The sequence below is a fragment of the Plantimonas leprariae genome (genome assembly GCF_008802405.1).
In the GTDB taxonomy this organism is placed as follows: domain Bacteria; phylum Pseudomonadota; class Alphaproteobacteria; order Rhizobiales; family Rhizobiaceae; genus Plantimonas; species Plantimonas leprariae.
On the sequence record NZ_VZDO01000005.1, the window covers coordinates 159,749 to 180,189 of the forward strand.

The window sequence follows — 20,441 nt, forward strand, 5'->3', positions numbered from 1 at the left end:
CTAGCGCGGCGAAGGCGGGATCAAGCCGCGACCTCCGCGATCAACCGCGCCCGGTCTGGCCGCGATGACGGAGATAATGATCGGCGAGCGCGCAGGCGACCATGGCCTCGCCGACCGGCACCGCGCGGATGCCGACGCAGGGGTCGTGCCGCCCTTTCGTCACGACGTCCACCTCGTTCCCGTCGGCGTCGATCGAGCGGCGCGGGTTGAGAATGGACGAGGTCGGCTTCACCGCGAAGCGCGCGACCACCGGCTGGCCCGTCGCGATGCCGCCGAGGATGCCGCCGGCGTGGTTGGACAGGAAGTGCGGCCGCCCGTCGTTGCCCATCCGGATCTCGTCGGCATTCGCCTCGCCGGTGAGCGTGGCGGACTCGAAGCCGTTGCCGATCTCGACGCCCTTCACGGCGTTGATCGACATGAGGTTGGCGGCGATATCGGCATCGAGCTTGCCGTAGAGCGGCGCGCCGAGACCGGCCGGAACGCCGGTGGCATTGATCTCGATCACCGCACCGACCGAAGAGCCGGCCTTCCGCACGCCATCGAGATAGCCCTCCCATTCCCGCGCGGCCTCCGCGTCGGGGCAGAAGAACGGGTTGCGGTCGATCTCCGCATCGTCCCAGCGCGAGCGGTCGATACGCTTCTCGCCGATCTGGACGAGCGCGCCGCGGACCCGCACGCCCGGTACCACGAGCCGGGCGAGGGCGCCGGCCGCGACGCGGCAGGCGGTCTCGCGCGCCGAGGACCGGCCGCCGCCGCGATAATCGCGGATGCCGTATTTCATGTCGTAGGTGATGTCGGCGTGGCCGGGGCGATAGCGCCGCGCGATCTCGCCGTAGTCCTTCGAGCGCTGGTCGACGTTCTCGATCTCGAGCGCGATCGGTGTGCCGGTGGCGATCAGTTCGCCGTCATGCTCGCCCGGCATGGTCCCTGAGAGGACGCGCACCTCGTCCGGTTCGCGGCGCTGCGTGGTGAAGCGCGACTGCCCCGGACGGCGCTTGTCGAGCCAGGCCTGAATGTCGGCCTGCCGGAACGCCAAGCCCGGCGGCATGCCGTCGACGACGCAGCCGATCGCGGGGCCATGGCTCTCGCCCCAGGTCGTCACGCGGAAGAGATGGCCGAAACTGTTGTGCGACATCGGGACGGGTGTTTGCGAAGAGAGCGTCGTTCGGCTGCGATGTAGAGCGAGCGCAACGACCGGGTCAAATTCCGTCGTGCCGCCGCCGCCCGATCGGAAAAAGACACAATCGGGTCGGCACAATCCTCCCGTCCCGTCGATAGGGGTCGGCGGGGCGCAGTCGAGGGTTTCGAGTTCCATGACGAAGCAGATCATCGCTTTCTTCGCCTCTTCCTTCCTGTGCGTCGCACTGACCATTCCGGTCTGCGCCGAGGAGAAGAGCGGTACCGTCGCGACCGTCGACCGCGACCGCGCGCTCCTCACCTTCGAGGACGGCTCCAGCTACGCGCTGCCGAGCGGCTTCGACTACGACGCCGTCACGCCCGGCATGGAAGCTCACGTGATCCTCGGGTAATCCGCAGAAGCCCCTCCCGCCGCCGGCGAACCCGCGCTAGAAGCGGCCGATTTGTCGGACGTCGGGACGGGGCGATGAAACTCGGCATCTTCGCGAAGACCTTCGAGGGCGAGACGCCCGACGCGGTGCTCGGCGCGGCGCGCGCGGCCGGCTACGAGGCCGTCCAGTACAACATGGCCTGTTCCGGCCTCGGGCCCCTGCCGACACATGTGCCCGACGACGCAGCCGAGGCGATCGCCCGAGCGGCGGACGCGGCGGGCATCGAGATCGCGGCGGTGTCGGCGACCTACAACATAACGCATCCGGACGAAGCCAAACGCGCGGAAGGGCGACAAGCCTTCGAGGCGATCGCCGCCGCCGCGCCGCGGATGGGGACGCGGCTCGTCACGGTCTGCTCCGGCAGTCGCGACCCTGACGACCAATGGCGCTTCCACCCGGACAACGATACGCCGGCCGCCTGGGACGAGATGGTCGCGGAGTTCCGCCGCATCGTGCCCGTCGCCGAGCGGCATGGAGTCCGCATCGGCGTCGAGCCGGAACTCGCCAACGTCGTAAACGGTGCGGCGCGGGCGCGGGCGCTGCTCGACCTGTTTCCCGGCGGGCCGATCCGGATCGTGCTCGACCCGGCGAACCTCTTCGAGCACGGGCAGACGGAAGATGTGCGCGTCGCCATAACGGAGGCGATTCGGCTGCTCGGTCCTGATATCGCCTTGGCGCACGCGAAGGACAGGCGCACGGACGGCAGCTTCGCGACGGCCGGGCAGGGCGCGGTGGACTGGCCGCACTATGTCGGCGCGCTGCGCGATGCCGGTTTCGACGGCGCGCTGGTCACGCACGGCCTCGCCGCCGGCGAAGCGGAAGGCGTCGCGCGATTCCTGCGCGGCATCGTCGGCGACCGCACGTCAGCAGCGAATTGACGGAGCGATCGTCCCGACACGTTAACCGCGCGCTTTCCGCATGGCTGCCGTTCGCTTGACCGAGTGTGATTGTGCAGTGCAAAACGCACGCGGGCTGCAACGCGGAGACTGGATGGTGAGGGCAGGGAGCGAACCGCGGGCACTGCGTTCGACACTCGTGCCGCATCCCGCCCGGGTCGACGGGCGCATCTGATGACCGCGAAGTCGATCCTCTGCTGCATGCAGTTCGTGCCGATCGAGAACGGGGTCGGCGGCTCGCAGCGGGCGTGGTTCCTTCTCCGGGCGCTGTCGGAAGCGGGCGAGGTCGATCTCGTCATCCTCCATCCCGATACGGGTTTGCGCTTGTCCGGGGAACAGGAAACCGCCATCCGGCGGTTTGCGCGGAGCGTAACGGTGGCCGGACTACCCGGCTGGAAACGCAGCGCCGAGCGCTCGCGGCTCGTCCATCGCCGCTTCGGCGCCTGGCTCGACTTCCTGCGCATGGGGTCGCCGAACGCGCCGCGCCTGCCGCTCGCCGACCTTCGCTCGCTCGCTCAAGGCCTGCCGCAGCGGCGCTACGACGTCGCCTTCGCGGCGCGCCTGCCCTCGGCGGCGATCATCGACGCGCTGTCGGCCGACGGCCTCGTCGAGATCGGGCGGAAGGTGGTGGATTTCGACGACGTCCTGTCGAAGTTCTTCGTCCGCGAGGCCGAAACGCTCGGCTGGAAGCGCTTCGACCGCAAGCTCGCGATGACCCTCGACGTCAAGCGCATGACCGACGCCGAGGACAGGGTTCTCGCCTCGTGGCAGGCGGTCAGCATCTGCAGCGCGAACGACGCGGCGGAGCTCTCGCGGCGGGTGCCGGGCGCGCGGGTCGCGGAGGTGCCGAACGTCATTGACAGGCCGCTGCTCGCCCCGGCGACGGACGGAAACTTTACGATCCTCTTCGTCGGAAACCTCGGATTCAAGCCGAACGAGCAGGGGTTGCATCGCTTTCTCGACGAGGCGTGGCCCATCGTGCGGCAACGCGTGCCCGGCGTTCGCCTCGTCGTGGTCGGTTTCGACCCGAAGGAGGCGCTGCGGGAGAAGCTCGCCCGTGCCGGAGCGGAACTCCATTCCAACGTGCCGTCGGTGGTGCCCTACTACGAGGCGGCGCATGCCGTCATCGCGCCGATCTTCTTCGGCGGCGGCACGCGGATCAAGATCCTGGAGGCGATGGCCTTCGGCCGCGCCGTCGTCTCGACGCCGATCGGCGCGGAAGGCTTGTCGGTGGAGGACGGCCGGCATCTCCTCGTCGCGGGGAGCATGCCGGACTTCGCGGCGGCGCTGGTGCGGCTGGCCGAGGACGCAGGCTTGCGGGAACGGCTCGCCCGCGACGCCCGGCGCCTGCAGGAGACGACCTACGGCCGCGCCATGATGGCATCGGCGGTGCGCGGGATGCTAGAGCCGGATGCGGCGGCATCCTCGCTCGCGGCGAACTGAGGAAGGATCATGGCGGCAAAGGTCAGCCTGACCGTCTGCACGAAGAACGGCGGCGAGCGGCTCGGCACCTGCCTCGATCATATCGAGGCGATGGACGCGCCCGCCGGGATGGAACTGTTCCTAGTCGACAACGGCTCGGACGACGGCACCTCCTTCGAGCGCCTGCACGCCTTCGCCGCGCGGAGCCGCTACGACGTGCGGGTCCGGCAGACATTCGTCCCCGGCAACTCGGCCGGCCGCAACGTCGCGCTCGCCGAAGCGACCGGCGACATCCACATCTTCGTCGACGACGACTGCTATGCCGACGAGGGGCTCGTGCGGAACTGGCTTCGCGTCTTCGCGAGCGACCCGAAGCTCGGCTTCGGCTCGGGGCGCGTCTGGCGGCACGATCCCGCCACGTCGATGAGCGGCTGCGTCGAGTATCCCGAAATCCGCTACATGCCGCCGGGCAAGTTCATCTGGCGCGGCTTCGTGCAGGGCTCGAACATGGCGTTCCGCCGCGAATGCCTGGAGGAGATCGGCCGGTTCGATCCGCGCTTCGGCTCCGGCACGCCGCTCGCCGGCGAGGACTGGGACATGGGGCTGAGAGCCAGCGCCGCCGGCTGGGCCGGCGTCTACAGCCCGGACGCGGCGGTCTCGCACGATCACCGGCGAACCGACGACAACATCACCGAGCGCGAGCTGTACTACTACTACGGCGGCGGCGCGATCTTCGCCAAGCACACCTTTTCCCGGAAGGGCGTGCGGATCTTCCGCGAGTTCGTCCGCGAGACCGGCAAGCTGAAATCCAAGCCCGACTTCAGAGACGCCATGCGGAAGGGCTACCGCGACTTCCTGATCCACCGAGGCGCCGCGAAGGCCGCATGAAGCTCTACTTCTTCCGAGGGTTCCACACGAATTTCGGCGACGAGCTGAACCCCTGGCTCGTCCCGAAGCTGCTGCCGGGCGTGCTCGACGAGAACGAGGACGAGATGCTGCTCGCCATCGGCTCGATCCTCTTCGACCATCATCCGAAGGACGCGAAGAAGATCGTCTTCGGCTCCGGCTACGGTGGCTACACGCCGCCGCCGAAGCTGGACGAGAAATGGCAGGTCTATTGCGTGCGCGGCCCCCGCTCGGCGGCGGCATGCGGGCTCGGGCCGGAAGCCGTCGCCGGCGATACCGCGATCCTGATCGCCCGGCACTGGAGGAACAGCTTCCCGAAGACGATCCCCGTGTCCTTCATGCCGCACTACCAGAGCATCGGCCGCGGCTTCTGGGAGCGGGTCTGCAAGCTCGCCGGGGTGCACTTCCTCAATCCCCGCCTGCCGGTGGAGCAGGTGCTGGAGGAAATCTGCCGCAGCCAAATGGTGATCACCGAGGCGATGCACGGGGCGATCGTCTCCGACGCGCTGCGCGTGCCCTGGGTGGCGATCACGCCGGTCGACGCGACCCACCGGATGAAGTGGTACGACTGGGCGGAGGCGCTCGACGTCTCGCTCCGGCCCCACACGCTGCCGCCGTCGTCGGTCCGCGAGGCGCGGCTCGCGCTCAGCGGCAAGGACGACTGGTTCGAGAAGCCGACCGGCCTCGTCAAGCTCGCCGTCCGATCGGTCGACCTCGGCTTCGTCGCCGCGGCGGCCGCGGGTCTGGCGCGCGCCCGCCGCATCGAGCCGCAGCTCAGCTCCGACGCCGCGCTCGACCGGGTGCTCGACAAGCTGCAGACCAACGCGGAGCGCATCCTCGCCGACCACCGGCCGGTCGACGGCTGAGCCGGATGCGCGGCGCTTCCACCGATCTTTCGCTCAGTGCGGCGGAAGCGCGGGTCGGACGTCGCACCGTCCTTGTCGGCCTCGGTGCGTCCTGCGCGACGCTGGGGATGCCGCGTCCGGCGGCGTCCGTCGAGGGTGAAGCGCTGAAGACCATCGCGGCAGGTCGCGGCCTCACCTATGGCTGCGCGGTGTTCGAGAAGACGTTGCGCGACGACGCCCGGATGCGGGAAGCCGTCCTGCGCGAGGTTGCCAGCATCGTCGCCGGCTACGAGATGAAGTGGCGTCCGACAGCGCCGGCCGAGGGTCGTGCCGACTACCGTGCCGGCGACGAACTGCTGCGCTTCGCGACGGACAACGGCCTCGCCCTGCGCGGTCATACCGTGGTCTGGCACCAGAACCCGCCGCTTTGGGCGATCCCGCGTCTTCATGGCCGAGAGGGCGAGGAACTCGTCTTCGCCCATATCCGCGACATCATGGGCCATTATCGCGGGCGTGTGCGCGAATGGGACGTGGTGAACGAGGCGGTCAACGTGCCGGAGGGGCGGCCCGACGGCCTGCGCCGCTGGGGACCCTACGAGCGCGGCTACGATTTTCTCGCCGATTGTTTCCGCGTCGCGCACGAGGCCGATCCGGACGCTGTCCTTTGCTACAACGATTTCGGGCTGGAATACGATCGCATCGACCAGGCAGCCAAGCGAGCGGCGGTGCTCCGTCTCGTCGAGGCCCTGAAGGCCCGAGGCGCGCCGATCCACGCCGTCGGCATTCAGAGCCATCTCATCGCCTGGTATCCGTTCAGCCAAGGCGTCTTTCGTAAGTTCCTGGCGGATCTGGCGGGGCTCGATCTGCGAATCCGCCTGACCGAACTCGACATGAACGAACGCAAGGTCGGTGGCGACATCGGCAAGCGCGACCGTTTCGGTGCCTCGCTCGTTCGGCGCTATCTCGACGCGGCGCTGGACGAGAAAGCGGTGACCGGCGTCCTGACCTGGGGCCTGTCGGATTCCGAGAACTGGCTGACCGGCTACGCGCCGCGCCTCGACGGCTTGCCGCAGCGCAGCATGCCTCTGGACGAGGCGTTCGAGCGCAAGCCGATATGGTATGCATTGGCGAGCGCGTTCCGCAACGCGCCGAGCCGATGAGCCGGCTCCTGGCCGCCGCGGCGGCGATGATCGTGGCCGGTGCCTTCCTCGACCTGCCGGCGCAGGCGGAGGAGCCGACCTTCAGGGTCGCGACGTTCGGAACCTCGCTGACGGCCCGCGGCGGCTGGCAGAAACCGCTGGAGGAAGCGCTCCGCACCTGCCTGCTCCGACCCGTCGAGGTCCGAACCGTCGCCCGTAGCGGTTCGACCTCCGACTGGGGGCTGGAGCATGTCGGCGACGTGGTGGCGCTCGCTCCGGATGTGGTGCTGGTGGAGTTCTATGCCAACGATGCCGCCCTGCACCGGCCGATCACGCTTTGGGGCAGCCGCGGCAACATCGCGGAGATCTTCCGCGAGCTGCGCGCCGGCCTGCCGAACGCCCGTCTCTACGGCATGGGCATGAATCCTTTCACCGGGCGGCGGAACTGGGGCCGCCCCCTGCTCGGCCTCTATATCGCCGCGCACCGCGCCGCCGCCGAGACGCTCGGCGACGGCTTCGTCGATTTCGCGCCGCTCTGGGCGAAGCTGACGCCGGACGAGATCGCGGACGCCATTCCCGACGGCTCGCATCCGCGCCCGGAGATCGCGTCCCGCATCATGGTGCCGGAGCTCGTCCGCCATCTCGTGCCGACCTGCGAGCCGACGCGGCCGTGAGCGACGCCGGCCGCCGCTAGTATCCCCAAGCCGGGCGAGGGTCCGCAACGCGCCGGACGATCGGCTTGCGCACCCGCACCGTGAACGGCGCGGTCGTCTTCGAGAACGTCAGCAGCAGCCGAATGTCGATCCGGTCGTAGGCGTCGGCGGAGCGGAAGGGCTCGGTCTGGAGCCAGAAGCTGCGCGCTCCGCCGCCGTCGCCGAGCGCGAAGTCGGCGCTCGATTCGCGCTGGAGGGCCTGCGTCTGCGTGACGATGGTCGCCCCCTGCTGCTGCCGGGCGATCAGCGAGGCGAAGCCGAGACCGTCACCGCCCGTTTCGACCTCTAGGAACGCCTGGTACCATTGGTTCGGATCGGCGGCCTCCATGGCGACCATGCCCGATAAGGTCAGTTCGGCATAGGCGCCGGCGGACGTGCCGCCGGGGGTGATCGCGATCACCTGCTCCTCGCTCGGGCCGGCGATCGTGTTCTTGGAGGCGACGAACGAGCAGTTGCGGCCGATCGTCAGCGTCAGGCCTGTCGCGACCTGTCCGCTGCGGGTCTCGCCATTGGCCGACAGCCCGCCACCGGTGGTGCCGCCGGTGCCCGCCATGTTCGCGACCGAGGCGGCGAGAAGGTTCGCCCGGCCGGGGTCCTGGTCGAAGGTGGAGCCCGGCCGGATCGCTGTCTGGAGGAGCGGCAGCAGCTTCTGCCGCGCGACCGCCAGCGCGCCGCGCACCGACAGATGCGTCTTGTCGGCTTTGAACATCGCCGCGTCGAGGACGCCCGCGGGGGCGAGCAGGTCGGCGGCATCCAGAACGCCGATCACGCCCTCGCGCCCGGCCTGCGCGCGGCACCACTCGGCAAGCTTCGCCAGCTCGGCATGGCGCGAGTCGCCGGCCGGCCAAAGGCCCGTCGGATAGACGGCGACGAGGATCGTCCAGACCCCGGCGGCGCGGGCGTCCACCAGCATCCGATCGAGCTTGGCGATGACGTAGCTCGCCGGCAGCGGCTTGCCGTCGGTATCGTCGCCCGAATGCAGCGTGTTGAGGCCGCCCTCTATGATCAGGATGTCCGGTCGCCGCGCCAGCACGGCCGGCAGACGGGCGGTCATTCCGCCGAGATACTGCGGCTGCGACAGCCATTCCATGTGGTCGCCATGCAGGCCCTGGTTGGCGCCGGCATAATTGAGCCCGCGCGGATCGGCCGGGTCGAACCAGTTGTCGAAGCGGAAGCGTTGGTCGAGCGACTGCGCCTGCTCGATGAAGCCGTAGGCCGTCGAATAGGCGGCCTTGTTGGCTTCCGAGACCTTCGCGCCGAACGTGTTGTTGTAGCCGATCTGCGAGTCGCCGATCGCCGCGACCCTCGCGCCGGCCGCGAAGGGCAGCTCGGGCAGGGCGCGCCGAACGCTGACGGCGAGGAGATCCGCCGCGGCGCGCTTGCCGTCGGTCGCGGCGACGAGCAGCTTCGGGAAAGGGGTCGTCGCGTAGTTCAGCGGCGTCGCACCGACGACGAGCCGCCGCCCGTCGAGCGCGAACATGTCGCCTGCGTTGTCGACGAGATGGTACGACCAGCCCTCCGCCGGCCCCGTCAGCTGCCCTACCTCGGTTCCGGGCGCGGCGTTTTCGCCGACGACGAGCGCGGTGAGCGCGATGGCGAGGCGGCGCGTGCCGCCGCGGACGGTGGGGTAGCCGTTCAGAAGGCCGCTCATGCGTAGAAGCTCACCGAGCCAGTGCAGGCGGCCGGCGCGCGCATGCAGATATGCGTCGCCGGTGCCGCCTCGCCCTGCCGCGGCGAGATGCGCCGAGCGACGGGGTTGAGTTCGCCGCCGCTGCCGGTCTGCGACGTCGCGGCCGGCAGCGCGACTATGGTCGCTGCGTCGCCGAGGCGCACCCGAACGTCGCCGTCGAAGCTGAAGACGGCGAAGCGCGCCTCGACCGGGATCGGCAGGCGCAGGAGCGTGTCGGCAGCCAGGACGACGTCTTCGACGTAGTCGGGGAAGGCCGGTGCGAACTGCGCGCGGCCGGAATTGTTGGGATAGCTGTCGAAGAAGAGCTGCATCCGGAACCTCGCTGACTGACCGATTGCAAGCTTACGGAGCACCGGGGCCGAGGGGATAACTTTGCAAGGCAGCCTTGCGGTTTTCGTCTCGCACATGCGAAGGAATGCCGGCATAAGGCAAGCCGGGAGAATGGAAGCGTCCGCGCGCGGATGGCAAGACGGGTCGGCGATGCGCCGCTGCCGGTCTTTCGCCTCGCAGTTCGGACGACCTCGTCCAAGGCATGTCACCGACGACGGCAGGCCGGCCGCCGACCGATCAACGGCAAGACCTTTGCGGGATAGATCATGGCGACTGTCGGCAATGGCGGAAACGATCGACTGAAGTTCGGCGCGCTGGAGGTCGGACGCGCCGTCGCGGCGGGCCTCGTGGTGTTCCATCACGCCGGCAGCATCGCCCAGCAGCCGCGCTTCTTCGATGCGGTGCCGTTCGGCTACCATCTCGGCAACTTCAACGTCGGCGTCGACTTCTTCTTCGTCCTCAGCGGCTTCATCATCGCCTGGGTGCACTGGAACGACATCGGCGAGCCGGCGCGGGTTCCCCGCTACGCCCTGAAGCGGTTCCTGCGGATCTATCCGCCCTACTGGGCGGTCTTGCTGCCGCTAACGGCGCTATATGTCGCATTTCCGCAGGGGGGGATTCCCAGCCAGCGCGATCCCGTCAACATCGCGATGTCGGCGCTGCTGCTCCCCTATCCCGTGCCGCCGGTCCTCGGGGTGGCGTGGACCCTCGTGCACGAGATCTTCTTCTACGCCGTCTTCGCGGCGATCATCGCGGCGGGCCGGAAGGCGCTCCTGTTGCTTCCGATCTGGTTCGCGGCGATCGTCGCGGCGTCGCTGCTGCAGGTCGAGACTTTCCCCCTGACCTTTTTCTTCAATCCTTTCAACATGGAGTTCATCCTCGGCGTCGGTGTCGCCGTCATGCTGCGGCATCGCAGCGTCCCGGCGCCGCTCCTGCTCGCGACCGTCGGCGTCGTGATCTTCGTGGCGACGATGCTGTTCGCGACCACCGTTCAGGATCATCCGCTCGTCGGACGTCTCGCCTTCGGCCTGCCCGCCGCCATGTTCGTCGCCGGCTGCGTTGAACTCGAGCGCCGGCGCCCGCGCCGCCTGCCGGCCGTGCTGGCGCTCCTGGGGGCCGCGTCCTACGTCATCTATCTCGTTCACCCGATCGCACTGTCGTTCGGCGCGCAGGCCCTGACGCGGCTGCCGACACGAGATTTGCCGGTCGACATCGCGGTTCTTCTCCTCGGCCTCATCGGGATCGGCGCAGGCGTCCTGTTCCACGTGGTCGTCGAAAGGCGGATTGCGAGCGCGCTAAAGTCGCTGACCTCGACGCGCGGGAAAGCGCCGGACGAGGCGCGGGCGACGGGAAGGGCTTGAGCGTCCGATGAGCGTCCACCGGCCGGTCCTTGCTAACGCCTACGCACGCCCGCTCGTAAGGCCTAAACGCTCGATCACGATCTTCGGATTTTCTATCCGAGAGACGTTCCTTATTCTGATTATCGCGTTTCCTTGCCTTGGCACCTTATTCCCGCTTGACTCGTATCTCATCCCGATTGGTCTCAATACGCTCGTTCCGAAAACGCCCTTCAACACAACCATTATCTTAACCGTAATCTTATCATACGTACTCTGGTTATTTGCTCAAAGACCACAGTTTTCCATCTTGGTGCTTCGTCGAAACTGGCCAATATTCCTTTTTATATTGTGGGCAATGATAACGTCCCGTTGGGCGGAAACGCCTGGCACATCTTTCAATCGCTCGGGTCGATTGCTCGTCTTCTCCCTTTACGCAATCTACTTAGTGGAATTCATTCCACTCCAGCGGCTGCTCAAAATGCTGTTTATCGCGCTGCTGATATCTTGTGTCGTATCGCTCGCGATGATTGTCGCAATGCCCGCGCTGTCGCTGACGACGGACGAAAGAGGGGCGTGGCGTGGTGCTATGCAGCACAAGAATGGGCTGGGCGTCACGGTGGCGTTTGCGTTCACGATCTCGCTGATATGCGGATACTTGAAGGTCTATCCGCTCAAATACGTCGTTCCACTCGCTCTGCTTGCCCTTCTATTGCTCAAGCTCGCCAACTCTGCCACGGCGATCCTCGCCTTGGCGGTCGTTACCGCAGTCATAGTCATTATCCTCTTCGTCGTGAATCGGACCCGCAGTCCGATCGTGACCCTCGCATTCGCTGCTGCCGGTGTCGGCATCCTCGCGGTGGTCGTGTTGAGCAGCGGCATCCTGTTCAGCATTCTCGGGCGAGAGGGGACGCTGACTGGCCGGGCGGACATTTGGGGCTTCGCATGGGGGATGATCGCGGAGAACCCGATCTGGGGATACGGACAGGGAGCCTGGACGTTTGAATGGATGAAAAAGCTTGCTTATGCGGAACTAGGTTGGCCGATCGCCCACGCGCATAACGCTTGGATAGATTTTCGCTTCCAACTCGGGCTGCCCGGCGTGACGCTCGCCGTTCTGATGTGGGCGGTGGCGACGATCAATCTTCTGACACTCATCGCGAAGCGCCAGGCACTGCCCATCGTCCTGCCGATGGCGGTGTTCCTCTTGTTGTCCTTCCGCAGTTATTCGGAAACCATCATCGTAGACCCGGCCCTGAACGACATGTTCTGGTTCGCGTTCGCCGTTGCGTCATTCGCACGAAGCGCGAGCGTCGTTCGACAGAACGAGGCTCGATTTTCCGGCCGTCGGCAATTGAAGGAGCGTCGGGATCGTTACCGAACGCTACCGACGTGATTTCGGCTTTTCCGCGATCTACGGATTCGGCGGTCGTGAAGTCCGGCCGCCACTCTCGGGGGGACTCCAGTCTATTCAAATTCTCGTGCGTCGCCGCGAGCTTCGATGTCACTGGATAAAATGCTAATGTATTCATCTACAAGGCTTTAGAGGGTCGCTACTACTAATAGGTGTCGGGCATCCGTTCAAGGAAGGCGTGACATGGCTCCTCGCATCATTACTCCGGATCAACTTGCGGACACGCAAACGTCCGCTTCCTACCGTATTGTACTGGACAATATCCAGTTCGACTTTCTGTCGTCCTACAAGAAATATAGCGTCAGTTACGTCGGCAGCGACGTGATGCGCTTCGAACTCCGGGATGGCGATCAGTTCAACTGGGATACCCGATCAGGCATGAAGTCCGAGCGGACTCAGCTCGCCAGCAAGACCTTGTTCGGCAATAAGGAGCCGGTCGAGGTCGGATTCAATTTCAAGCTCGATCCCGGCAGTCCAAACACGGCCAATTGGCTCGTCCTCGGCCAACTGCATCTGGCGGAGTGGACCGGAAATCTCACCGGCTACTCGCCGCCGTTCGAACTCGGCATGACGGGCGAAAAGATGAAGCTGACCGTTCGCTATACGGGAACGGACGGGAAGCCCGTCGCGAAGGTCGTCTATACCGACCTGAAGAACATCGAGCGGGGCCACGACTACAAATTCGACATCAAAGCGGTCTTCGACCCCGATGGAAACGGCCGCTTGGTCGTCACCCGAGATGGCGTCGTGCTCGCGGACTACTCGGGTCCGCTCGGCTATCAGGGTCAGCAGAAGGTATTGTGGGGCGAGGGCCTCTACCGGGACGGCGCAGCGACCGAGACGATCTCCGCGGAATTCGGTAAACTCGACATCAAGACCGGCACCGCGGTCGCGATGCCCGCAAAGGATATCTTCATCGACGCGCCGAAGCTCGCGGTCGACAAGGTCGGGGCGGTAGCCGCTGACGGCTTGCGCGTAGTGGCTTTGTCGGGAACCGCGAAGGCGGGTACGAATGTCGCGGTCTACAACGGCGACACCAAGCTCGGCGTCGCGAAGGTCGACGCCGACGGTCACTACACGCTGAGCGTGAAGGTGCCGAAGGGCGCCGAGACTGCGCTGACGACGATCGCGACGGACGCGACGGGTCGAAGCGGCCTGCAGTCCTTGCCGTCCTATATCGAGATCGGCACCGGCGCCGAGATTGGCGCGCGCCTGAAGGACATCGTCACGCAGGGCAACGTCGCCTCCATCGTCGTCACCGACGGCACGGTGCTGACCGTCTCGTCCTCGATCTTCTCGTACGTCTTCAAGTACGGGCAGGACGTGCTTTCGAAGATCCAGGGCGGAACCTACTCGTTCTACCAGACGAACCCCGTGGCCGGGAAAAGCTACGACCGGATCGACACCTACTACGATCAAAAGGGGAACGTGCAGCAGTTCGTCCGCTACACGAAGGGCGTCGAGACCTACCGGGAAATCAACAACGCCGATGGGTCGCGGCACATCATCGACAAGGGCACGGTCGGCCAGACCAGCATCCTCGACATCTCGAAATCCGGGGTAACGACCCTCAACGAGCAGTACAACGCCGACAACAAGCTGACGACCCGCATCATCAAAACCGAGAGCGGAGCCTCTGAGACGCATATCTTCGATCCGAAGACCGGTCTTGAATACAAGTACGTCATTAGAGCGGCGGACGGCTCGCGCGTCGAAGGCAATCTCGGACTGAAGGGCAGGGCCTACACGACCGAGATCTACGCCTACGACAAGGCCGGTACGATGATCCGGCAGGAGCGCTACGAGGCGGATGGCACCAAGATCTTCCTCCAGACTTGGAAGGCGGACGGAAGCAAGGAGACCCACTTCTACGACGGCGTGACCGGCAAGGAGATCAACTACACGGTCACCAAGGCGGACGGCTCGCGCGTCGAGGTCACCCTGAAGCCCGGTCAGCCCGACCAGGTCCTGAAGACGATCAGCTACGATGCAGCGGGCAAGGTGATCGCACAGACGACCGGCGGCACCACCCCGGCGACGAGCGATGCCGCCACCACGCCCGCGAAGGCGTCGGATACCGCGCCGGTCACCGTGCCGAAGCCTGCTGACCCAGTGGTCGTGGCTCCGACGCCCGTGGTCTCGACGCCCGTGACCTCGACGCCTCCGGCGACGCAGACGCCGGCTGCCAGCAAGGTCTACGTGGTCGACGCGAAGACGAAGCTGAAGACCGGCTACACCGAGACCGCCACGGACGGATCGAAGACGGTGGTGAAATTCACCGCCGGTGACGAGACCAAGCTCCTGAAGAAGGACGTGTTCTTCTCCAACGGCAAGCCTGCGCTGACGGAGATCTATGACGGAGCCGGAAACAAGACCTGGTCCGCGGTCTACAAGGCGGACGGCTCGCACGTGAACACCCAGTACGGCTACAGGAGTGCTGGATACGACACGTTCCAGAACACCTACGACACGTCCGACAAGGTCATCGCCACCACCAGATGGAAGGATGGCAAGGTGGTCTATCAGAGCAACCTCGATCCGGACGGGACGCGTCTCGAGAAGACCTTCGCGACGAACGGAACCGCCAGCGTGACCGACAAGAACGCCGCGGGCAAGCTGCTGCTGTCCGAGAAGTACGATGCCGTCGGCAACAAGACGTTCTCGGCCGTCTACAAGACGGACGGGTCGCATGTCGACACGCAGTACGGCATCAAGAACGCCGCTTACGACAAGCAGCAGAAGGTCTACGACACCGCCGGCAAGGTCGTGGCTACCACGTCCTGGGCAGCCGATAAGGTCGTCGCCGATACCAAGACGGCAGCGAACGGCTCCAGCGAGGCGCACAGCTACGACACGGCGGGCCGCCAGACCTCGGCGACCATCACGGCCGTCGATAAGTCGAAGGACGTCTTCACCTTCAGCTATGCCAGCTCGTCGAAGATCGCCTCGACGACCCAGCAGGACCACTACGAAGGCACGAAGAAGGTCTGGACGGACGTCACCGACGCTTCCGGCGCCCACCAGCAGACGAGCTACTCGGCCGGGATCAAGCTGGTCTCGCATGCGGGCGTCGCCGATACCTTCACCAGCGGCGGGCAGGACACGTTCGTCTTCGGGAAGGGCGCAGGCAAGGACGTGATCAAGAACTTCACCGTCTCGGCGGCGACGCACGACACGATCCTGTTCGACCATGCCGGCGTCAGCAAGTTCGCCGACCTCCATTTCACGGCGTCGGGCCACGACACGGTGATCACTTTCGGGACGGCGGACAGCGTCACCCTGCAGAACGTCGCACCGACCCAGGTAAAGCCGGACTTCTTCCTGTTCACCTGATCGCAGCTTCGGAGAACAACGGGCGGCCGGCGCCATCCATGCGCCGGCCGCTCGGCTTTGCTGCGCTGCAGCATCTTGATTCAGAGGGCCGGCGGCGGTAAGCCACTGCGGAATTCTTGCGCCTCGGCGCATCTCTCGTGCGGCGAAACGGGCCGCCAGCAAACGGAAACGTCGTGGACGGTTCGAAATCCGGCGCCCTGAACCGTTCGCAGCACCGCTACTTCGCGGAAATCGACGGCCTGCGAGCCGTCGCCGTCCTGTCCGTCCTCATCTTCCACCTGAAGGAAAGCTTCCTCCCCGGCGGTTTTCTCGGCGTCGATGTCTTCTTCGCGATTTCCGGCTTCGTCGTCACCCAATCGATCATCGACCGGAAGTTCGCGTCCTTCGGGTCGTTCCTGTCCTTCTTCTACGCCCGCCGGCTGTTCCGCATCTTTCCGCTCCTCGGTACGGTCGTGGTCCTGACGGCCTTGGCCTTCGTGCTGTTCGTGCCGGAAGCATGGCTGAGCCGCGACATCGACCGGACCGGCATGGCGGCCATCCTCGGCCTCAGCAACATCGTCCTGTCGAAGGGGAACGACTACTTCTCGCCGAGCGCAAGCTTCAACCCGTTCACGCATACCTGGTCGCTTGGGGTCGAGGAGCAGTTCTACCTCGTCTTTCCGTTCCTGATGTATTTCGGCGTCCGTTTCGTCCGGCTGCGCACCGCGATCCTGATCGGGCTGACCCTTGCCTCGCTGCTCGTCGGCTTGTGGTGGACGCAGACGCAGCCGCTGCGAGCCTTCTACCTTCTGCCGCCGCGCTTCTGGGAACTCGGCGCCGGCATGCTCCTCTGCCTGACCGCCGACAGCTGGAAGCCGTTCCTCCACCACCCCGGACGGGCGAACGCGACCGTCGCGGTCTCGGCGCTGCTCCTCGCCGTCGGGCTCGCCTGTCCGCCGCTGGCGGGCTTTCCGGTTCCCTGGGCGATCCTGCCGATCGCGGGAACGCTCGGCATCATCGCCGGGACGCTGTCCCGGCCGGACCTCTCGGCGGCGGGGCTGTTGCGCTCCCGGCCGGCGCTCGAAGTCGGACGGCTGTCCTATTCGCTCTACCTTTGGCACTGGCCGGTCTACGTGATGATGCGCTGGACGGTCGGCCTCGAAAGCTGGCTGGACATGGCCGTCGCCGCCGGGCTGACGGGGCTGCTCTCGGTTCTCGGCTACCGATGGATCGAGGCGCCGGCGCGCGACTGGCAGCGGCGGACCGGTGCGGGCCTCCGCCCGATCGCCCGCGCGGCGCTGGCGGCGGGGCTGGTCGCCGTCACGGCGGGCACCTTGTTCCACTACAAGCCGGCCTTGACCTTGAGCGCCACGGGCGATCTCGCGACCTGGTATCCCGAATCCGAGAACCTCCGGCTTCCGGTCGGAACTTGCACGGTGGCCGAGGACAAGCGGGACGTGGCCGGCGTCCATCTCGCCGTCTTCGCGCCGGAAGGATGCGCCTCGCCGCCGGACAAGGGGCGACTGTTCGTGGCAGGCGATTCCCACACGGACCACTACGCCCGGCTGCTCAAGCGCTTCGCCTACGAGACCGGCCGCGAGGTCCGGATGTACTCGCTGCCCGGCTGCGGCATGGTCGGCTTCAGTTCCAGCGAGGGCAGCGAGCGCTGCCGCGACTTCGAAAGCCGGCTGGCTTCGGACCTGCAGGGGGCGCTGAAGCCCGAGGACGTGATGTTCCTGCCGACGCTCCGCATCCGGCGCTTCGTGAACCAATGGGGCGATGTCGGCGAAGCGCATGCCGCGCAGCCGGCGAGCGCCTCGCCGGCAACCATCAACGAGGCCCGCGCCGAGGCGGTCACCGGCCAGTTGCTGAAGAGCGGCGCGCGGATCGTGTTCGAAGCGCCGACGCCCGTGTTCAAGACGGTGCCGTTCCGCTGCTTCGACTGGTTCAACCGGATGAACCCGCTTTGCCGGGCCGGTTTCTCCGTTCCGGCATCGGAACTGCAGGAGCGGCGGGCACCGGTCGTCGCGGCGATGGAGGCGATGGTCGCCCGCTTCCCGCGCATCGGGATCTGGGACCCGTTCCCGGTCCTGTGTCCGGGGCCGTCTTGCGAGGCGGTCCGAGACGGCAAGCCGCTGTTCTTCGATCAGGACCACCTCAGCGGCCTCGGCAACGACATGCTATTCCCGAGCTTCCGGGCGGCGATCACGGCCGAATTCGCGAAGAACGCCGCCGGCGAGGCCGGGGCGCCTCGGAACCTCGCACGCAACGCCGATGGTCGTCCGCCGTTCAGCAACTGACCGGCTCTCGCTCTCGAACATCCTCCGTCGCGCGCGCCGTCAGCGGACCTCGATGCGGCGGTATCTCGCCTCCGCGAATGCGTAGATGCCGAAGGCGATGAGACCGAGCCCGGTCGCGGCGAGGAAGGCCCAGCCGAAGCGCCAGCCGGACATGGCTTCGAGCGCGGTGGCGAGGCCCGGTGTCTGGTTGTCCTCCAGCGAAGCGACGCCCGTCGCGATGAGGTAGGCAAGAAGCAGGAAGGTGAGGCCGCGGGCGATCAGGCCGAACTGGCAGACCGGTATCAGCCAGTTCCGGCTTTCCGCGGGAACCGACAGGAACTTCTCGAACCCGGCCGTGCCGCCCTTGAAGAGATGAGCGATGCCGACCGCGACGAGCAGCGCGCAGGCGAGCCAGGTCAGCGCTTCTCCCCAGCCGGCCTCGAAGGCCTTTGCCAGCGCCTCCTTTGCGCCGCCGCCGGACGAGCCGACCCCGATGGCCAGCGTTCCGGCGAAGACCGCCAGCGCGGCATAGGATACGGCGCTGCCGGTCAGCCCTGCGCGCACCGCCATGCCCTTCGCGCTCGTGCCGTGACCGTCGACGTCCCGGACCGCCTGCAACAGCCGCCAGGCGGCGAAGGCCGCGAGCGCAAGCACCAGCCCGACGAGCAGCGCGATGCCGCCGAACGAGCCGAACACGAACTGGACGGTATCTTTCGAGCCCATCGTCCGTCCGGTCGAGTAGGAGGCTTTGAAAGCAAAACAACCGATGATCAGAAACACGACGCCGCGCGCGGCGTAGCCGGAGCGTGCGGACTTCTCGATCCACCCGCCATGCCGTCGAATGATGTCGGTTGCGGACAAGCGGTGATCCTCCTTCGGCCGGCGGGAAATTCTAGATAGGTCGGCGCGTCCGGGAAGCCCGTCGCCGTGGCCGCCATCGGCGTCGGCATCGTTCCTTGCGCGATGCGACGGGCTTGCCGGCCTCGCCGTGCGCTCGATCTTCGATGCAGAGCGCCGGTGCCTTTCGTGCCGGGCAACCGAACGAGCCCGCCATGCCGCAGCCCTTCACGATCGCCGTGCCGCAGGAGCGGCTCGACCGCATCCGCGCCGGAGTCGAGGCGTTCGACTGGGAAGGCCTGCCGGATGCCGGCGGCTGGACGTCCGGCGTCGGGCTCGCGGACCTGCGTCGTCTCGTCGATCATTGGCTGTCGCGGTTCGACTGGCGCGCGCAGGAGGCGCGTCTCAACCGCATGCCGCAGTTCACCACCGAAATCTCCGGCCAGCGGCTGCATTTCGTCCATGTGAAGGGCGACGGCTCGCGACCGCCGCTGCTGCTCCTGCACGGCTGGCCGGGCTCGTTCATCGAGTTCGAGCGCCTCGTCGGGCCGCTGGTGGCGGACGGGCACGACGTCGTCGTGCCGTCGCTGCCGGGCTACGCCTTCTCGGGGCGGCCGGCGTCGCCGATCGGGCCGCGGCAAACGGCGGAACTGTTCCACCTCCTGATGCTCGAACTCTTCGGTGCGAAGCGCTACCTCGTGCAGGGCGGCGACTGGGGCGCGGCGATCGCCGCATGGATGGCGAAGGGTCACGACGACCTTTGCGCCGCGATGCATTTGAACATGGTGCTGATCCAGGCCGAGGATGCCGTGCCGAAAAGCCCCGACGAACTCGCCTGGGCGGCACGGCGAGCGGAACTGGCGAAGGAGGAGGGCGGCTACTCGCACCAGCAGGGCACGCGGCCGCAGACGCTCGGCGTCGCGATGGCCGACAGCCCGGTCGGCGTGGCGGCCTGGATCCTGGAGAAGTTCGGCGCCTGGGCCGATATCCGTCGGAGCACTGACGGGCGGCCGGAACTCTGGGAAACGTTCGACGAGAATATGATCCTCGCGAACGTCATGCTCTACCTCGCGGAGCGAAGCTTCGTGACGTCGACATGGATGTATCGCGGCCGCATGCTCGAAGGGTCGAGCCAGTTCCCGGCGGGCACCCAGATCGCGGTTCCGACCGGTGTCGCCGCCTTTCCCGATCCGGTCTTCCCGCCACCGCCGCGCAGTCAGGCCGAGAAGACCTACGACATCCGGCGCTGGACGGAGATGCCGAAGGGCGGCCACTTCGCCGCCCTGGAGCAGCCGGACTTGCTCCTCGCCGACATGCGCGCCTTCTTCGCCGACAAGCGATAGCACCGGACCCGCTGGCGAAGCGGACACGGCGGGAAGCGTACCCCGCCGGCCTCCAGGAAACTGCTGGAACCGTTCAGTCGGCCGAATCCGGGTTCCACAAGCCGCTATGGAACTGGGCGGCGACCTTGGCCGGCAGCGTCTCGGAGACGACGCCGAAAATCTTGTTGTTCGCTGTCGACGAAAGCGCCGCCGAGCCTGACATCGGCGCAGACACATAGTGCATCGAGCGGAAGCGCCGTTTCGGCGAAATTCTGAAGGAACTTCTTGGCTGGCTCGCTTTCGCTTCCAAGTGCCGACAAGTTCTTTGCGGCAGGTAGATAAGGCTTTGATCGGCATGCGACCTTTTCACGATGAAAGGTGCTAATATCGCTTTCTATTCATGGGGTTCAACGGGAGAAAATCCGCCCGAA

At 66.6% G+C, this 20,441-nt stretch carries 17 protein-coding genes; 12 read left to right on the forward strand and 5 right to left on the reverse strand.

The annotated features are described in order from the left end of the window. Positions 1–40: 40 nt before the first annotated feature. Positions 41–1,135: a chorismate synthase gene (gene aroC, locus F6X38_RS08900; protein WP_150969361.1), complete on the reverse strand. Its 1,095-nt coding sequence runs from the start codon at positions 1,133–1,135 to the stop codon at positions 41–43. A 178-nt stretch (positions 1,136–1,313) separates the two neighbouring features. On the opposite strand from aroC, the gene F6X38_RS08905 reads away from it, so the two are divergent. From F6X38_RS08905 to F6X38_RS08935, 7 genes are all read left to right on the forward strand, one after another. Next, positions 1,314–1,529, forward strand: a complete 216-nt coding sequence (locus F6X38_RS08905; RefSeq protein ID WP_150969362.1) for a DUF1344 domain-containing protein — start codon at positions 1,314–1,316, stop codon at positions 1,527–1,529. A gap of 74 nt (positions 1,530–1,603) precedes the next feature. Beyond that, entirely contained in the window at positions 1,604–2,446 is an 843-nt protein-coding gene (locus tag F6X38_RS08910; protein ID WP_150969363.1) for a sugar phosphate isomerase/epimerase family protein, read from the forward strand. Between the two features lie 192 nt (positions 2,447–2,638). Next, on the forward strand, positions 2,639–3,907 hold the full coding sequence (locus F6X38_RS08915) for a glycosyltransferase (RefSeq protein ID WP_150969364.1): 1,269 nt from the start codon (positions 2,639–2,641) through the stop codon (positions 3,905–3,907). Positions 3,908–3,916: 9 nt separating this feature from the next. Further along, a complete protein-coding gene (locus tag F6X38_RS08920; protein WP_150969365.1) occupies positions 3,917–4,774 on the forward strand; it encodes a glycosyltransferase family 2 protein in 858 nt (285 codons plus the stop codon). Continuing rightward, positions 4,771–5,658, forward strand: a complete 888-nt coding sequence (locus F6X38_RS08925; protein WP_150969366.1) for a polysaccharide pyruvyl transferase family protein — start codon at positions 4,771–4,773, stop codon at positions 5,656–5,658. Before F6X38_RS08920 ends, F6X38_RS08925 begins: the two co-directional genes overlap by 4 nt. Positions 5,659–5,663: 5 nt before the next feature. Beyond that, positions 5,664–6,797 (forward strand): endo-1,4-beta-xylanase, encoded by a 1,134-nt coding sequence (locus tag F6X38_RS08930; protein ID WP_150969367.1) that lies wholly within the window; start codon positions 5,664–5,666, stop codon positions 6,795–6,797. Next, on the forward strand, positions 6,794–7,450 hold the full coding sequence (locus tag F6X38_RS08935) for an SGNH/GDSL hydrolase family protein (RefSeq protein ID WP_246191266.1): 657 nt from the start codon (positions 6,794–6,796) through the stop codon (positions 7,448–7,450). The genes F6X38_RS08930 and F6X38_RS08935 overlap by 4 nt, the downstream gene beginning before the upstream one ends. A gap of 16 nt (positions 7,451–7,466) precedes the next feature. On the opposite strand, the gene F6X38_RS08940 is transcribed toward F6X38_RS08935, so the two are convergent. Next, complete coding sequence (locus F6X38_RS08940) at positions 7,467–9,140, reverse strand: GDSL-type esterase/lipase family protein (RefSeq protein WP_150969368.1); 1,674 nt, start codon at positions 9,138–9,140, stop codon at positions 7,467–7,469. Further along, the gene (locus F6X38_RS08945) at positions 9,137–9,490 is read right to left on the reverse strand and encodes a hypothetical protein (protein WP_150969369.1); all 354 of its coding nucleotides are present in this window, start codon (positions 9,488–9,490) and stop codon (positions 9,137–9,139) included. Before F6X38_RS08945 ends, F6X38_RS08940 begins: the two co-directional genes overlap by 4 nt. A gap of 285 nt (positions 9,491–9,775) precedes the next feature. Between F6X38_RS08945 and F6X38_RS08950 the strand changes: the two genes are divergently transcribed. From F6X38_RS08950 to F6X38_RS08965, 4 genes are all read left to right on the forward strand, one after another. Beyond that, positions 9,776–10,870 (forward strand): acyltransferase family protein, encoded by a 1,095-nt coding sequence (locus F6X38_RS08950; RefSeq protein WP_150969370.1) that lies wholly within the window; start codon positions 9,776–9,778, stop codon positions 10,868–10,870. Between the two features lie 391 nt (positions 10,871–11,261). Beyond that, on the forward strand, positions 11,262–12,242 hold the full coding sequence (locus F6X38_RS08955) for an O-antigen ligase family protein (protein WP_161992674.1): 981 nt from the start codon (positions 11,262–11,264) through the stop codon (positions 12,240–12,242). Positions 12,243–12,443: 201 nt separating this feature from the next. Continuing rightward, positions 12,444–15,593 carry an Ig-like domain-containing protein gene (locus F6X38_RS08960; protein WP_150969372.1) on the forward strand — a complete coding sequence of 1,050 codons (3,150 nt, stop codon included), beginning with the start codon at positions 12,444–12,446 and terminating at the stop codon, positions 15,591–15,593. A gap of 173 nt (positions 15,594–15,766) precedes the next feature. Then, the gene (locus tag F6X38_RS08965) at positions 15,767–17,872 is read left to right on the forward strand and encodes an acyltransferase family protein (RefSeq protein ID WP_161992675.1); all 2,106 of its coding nucleotides are present in this window, start codon (positions 15,767–15,769) and stop codon (positions 17,870–17,872) included. Between the two features lie 39 nt (positions 17,873–17,911). Here F6X38_RS08965 and F6X38_RS08970 read toward each other — a convergent pair whose 3' ends face one another. Beyond that, positions 17,912–18,712: a DUF1206 domain-containing protein gene (locus F6X38_RS08970; RefSeq protein WP_150969374.1), complete on the reverse strand. Its 801-nt coding sequence runs from the start codon at positions 18,710–18,712 to the stop codon at positions 17,912–17,914. A gap of 191 nt (positions 18,713–18,903) precedes the next feature. Between F6X38_RS08970 and F6X38_RS08975 the strand changes: the two genes are divergently transcribed. Beyond that, positions 18,904–20,031, forward strand: coding sequence for an epoxide hydrolase family protein (locus F6X38_RS08975; protein WP_150969375.1), 1,128 nt, complete (start codon positions 18,904–18,906; stop codon positions 20,029–20,031). Positions 20,032–20,104: 73 nt separating this feature from the next. On the opposite strand, the gene F6X38_RS08980 is transcribed toward F6X38_RS08975, so the two are convergent. After that, on the reverse strand, positions 20,105–20,320 hold the full coding sequence (locus F6X38_RS08980) for a hypothetical protein (protein WP_150969376.1): 216 nt from the start codon (positions 20,318–20,320) through the stop codon (positions 20,105–20,107). Positions 20,321–20,441: the final 121 nt, after the last annotated feature.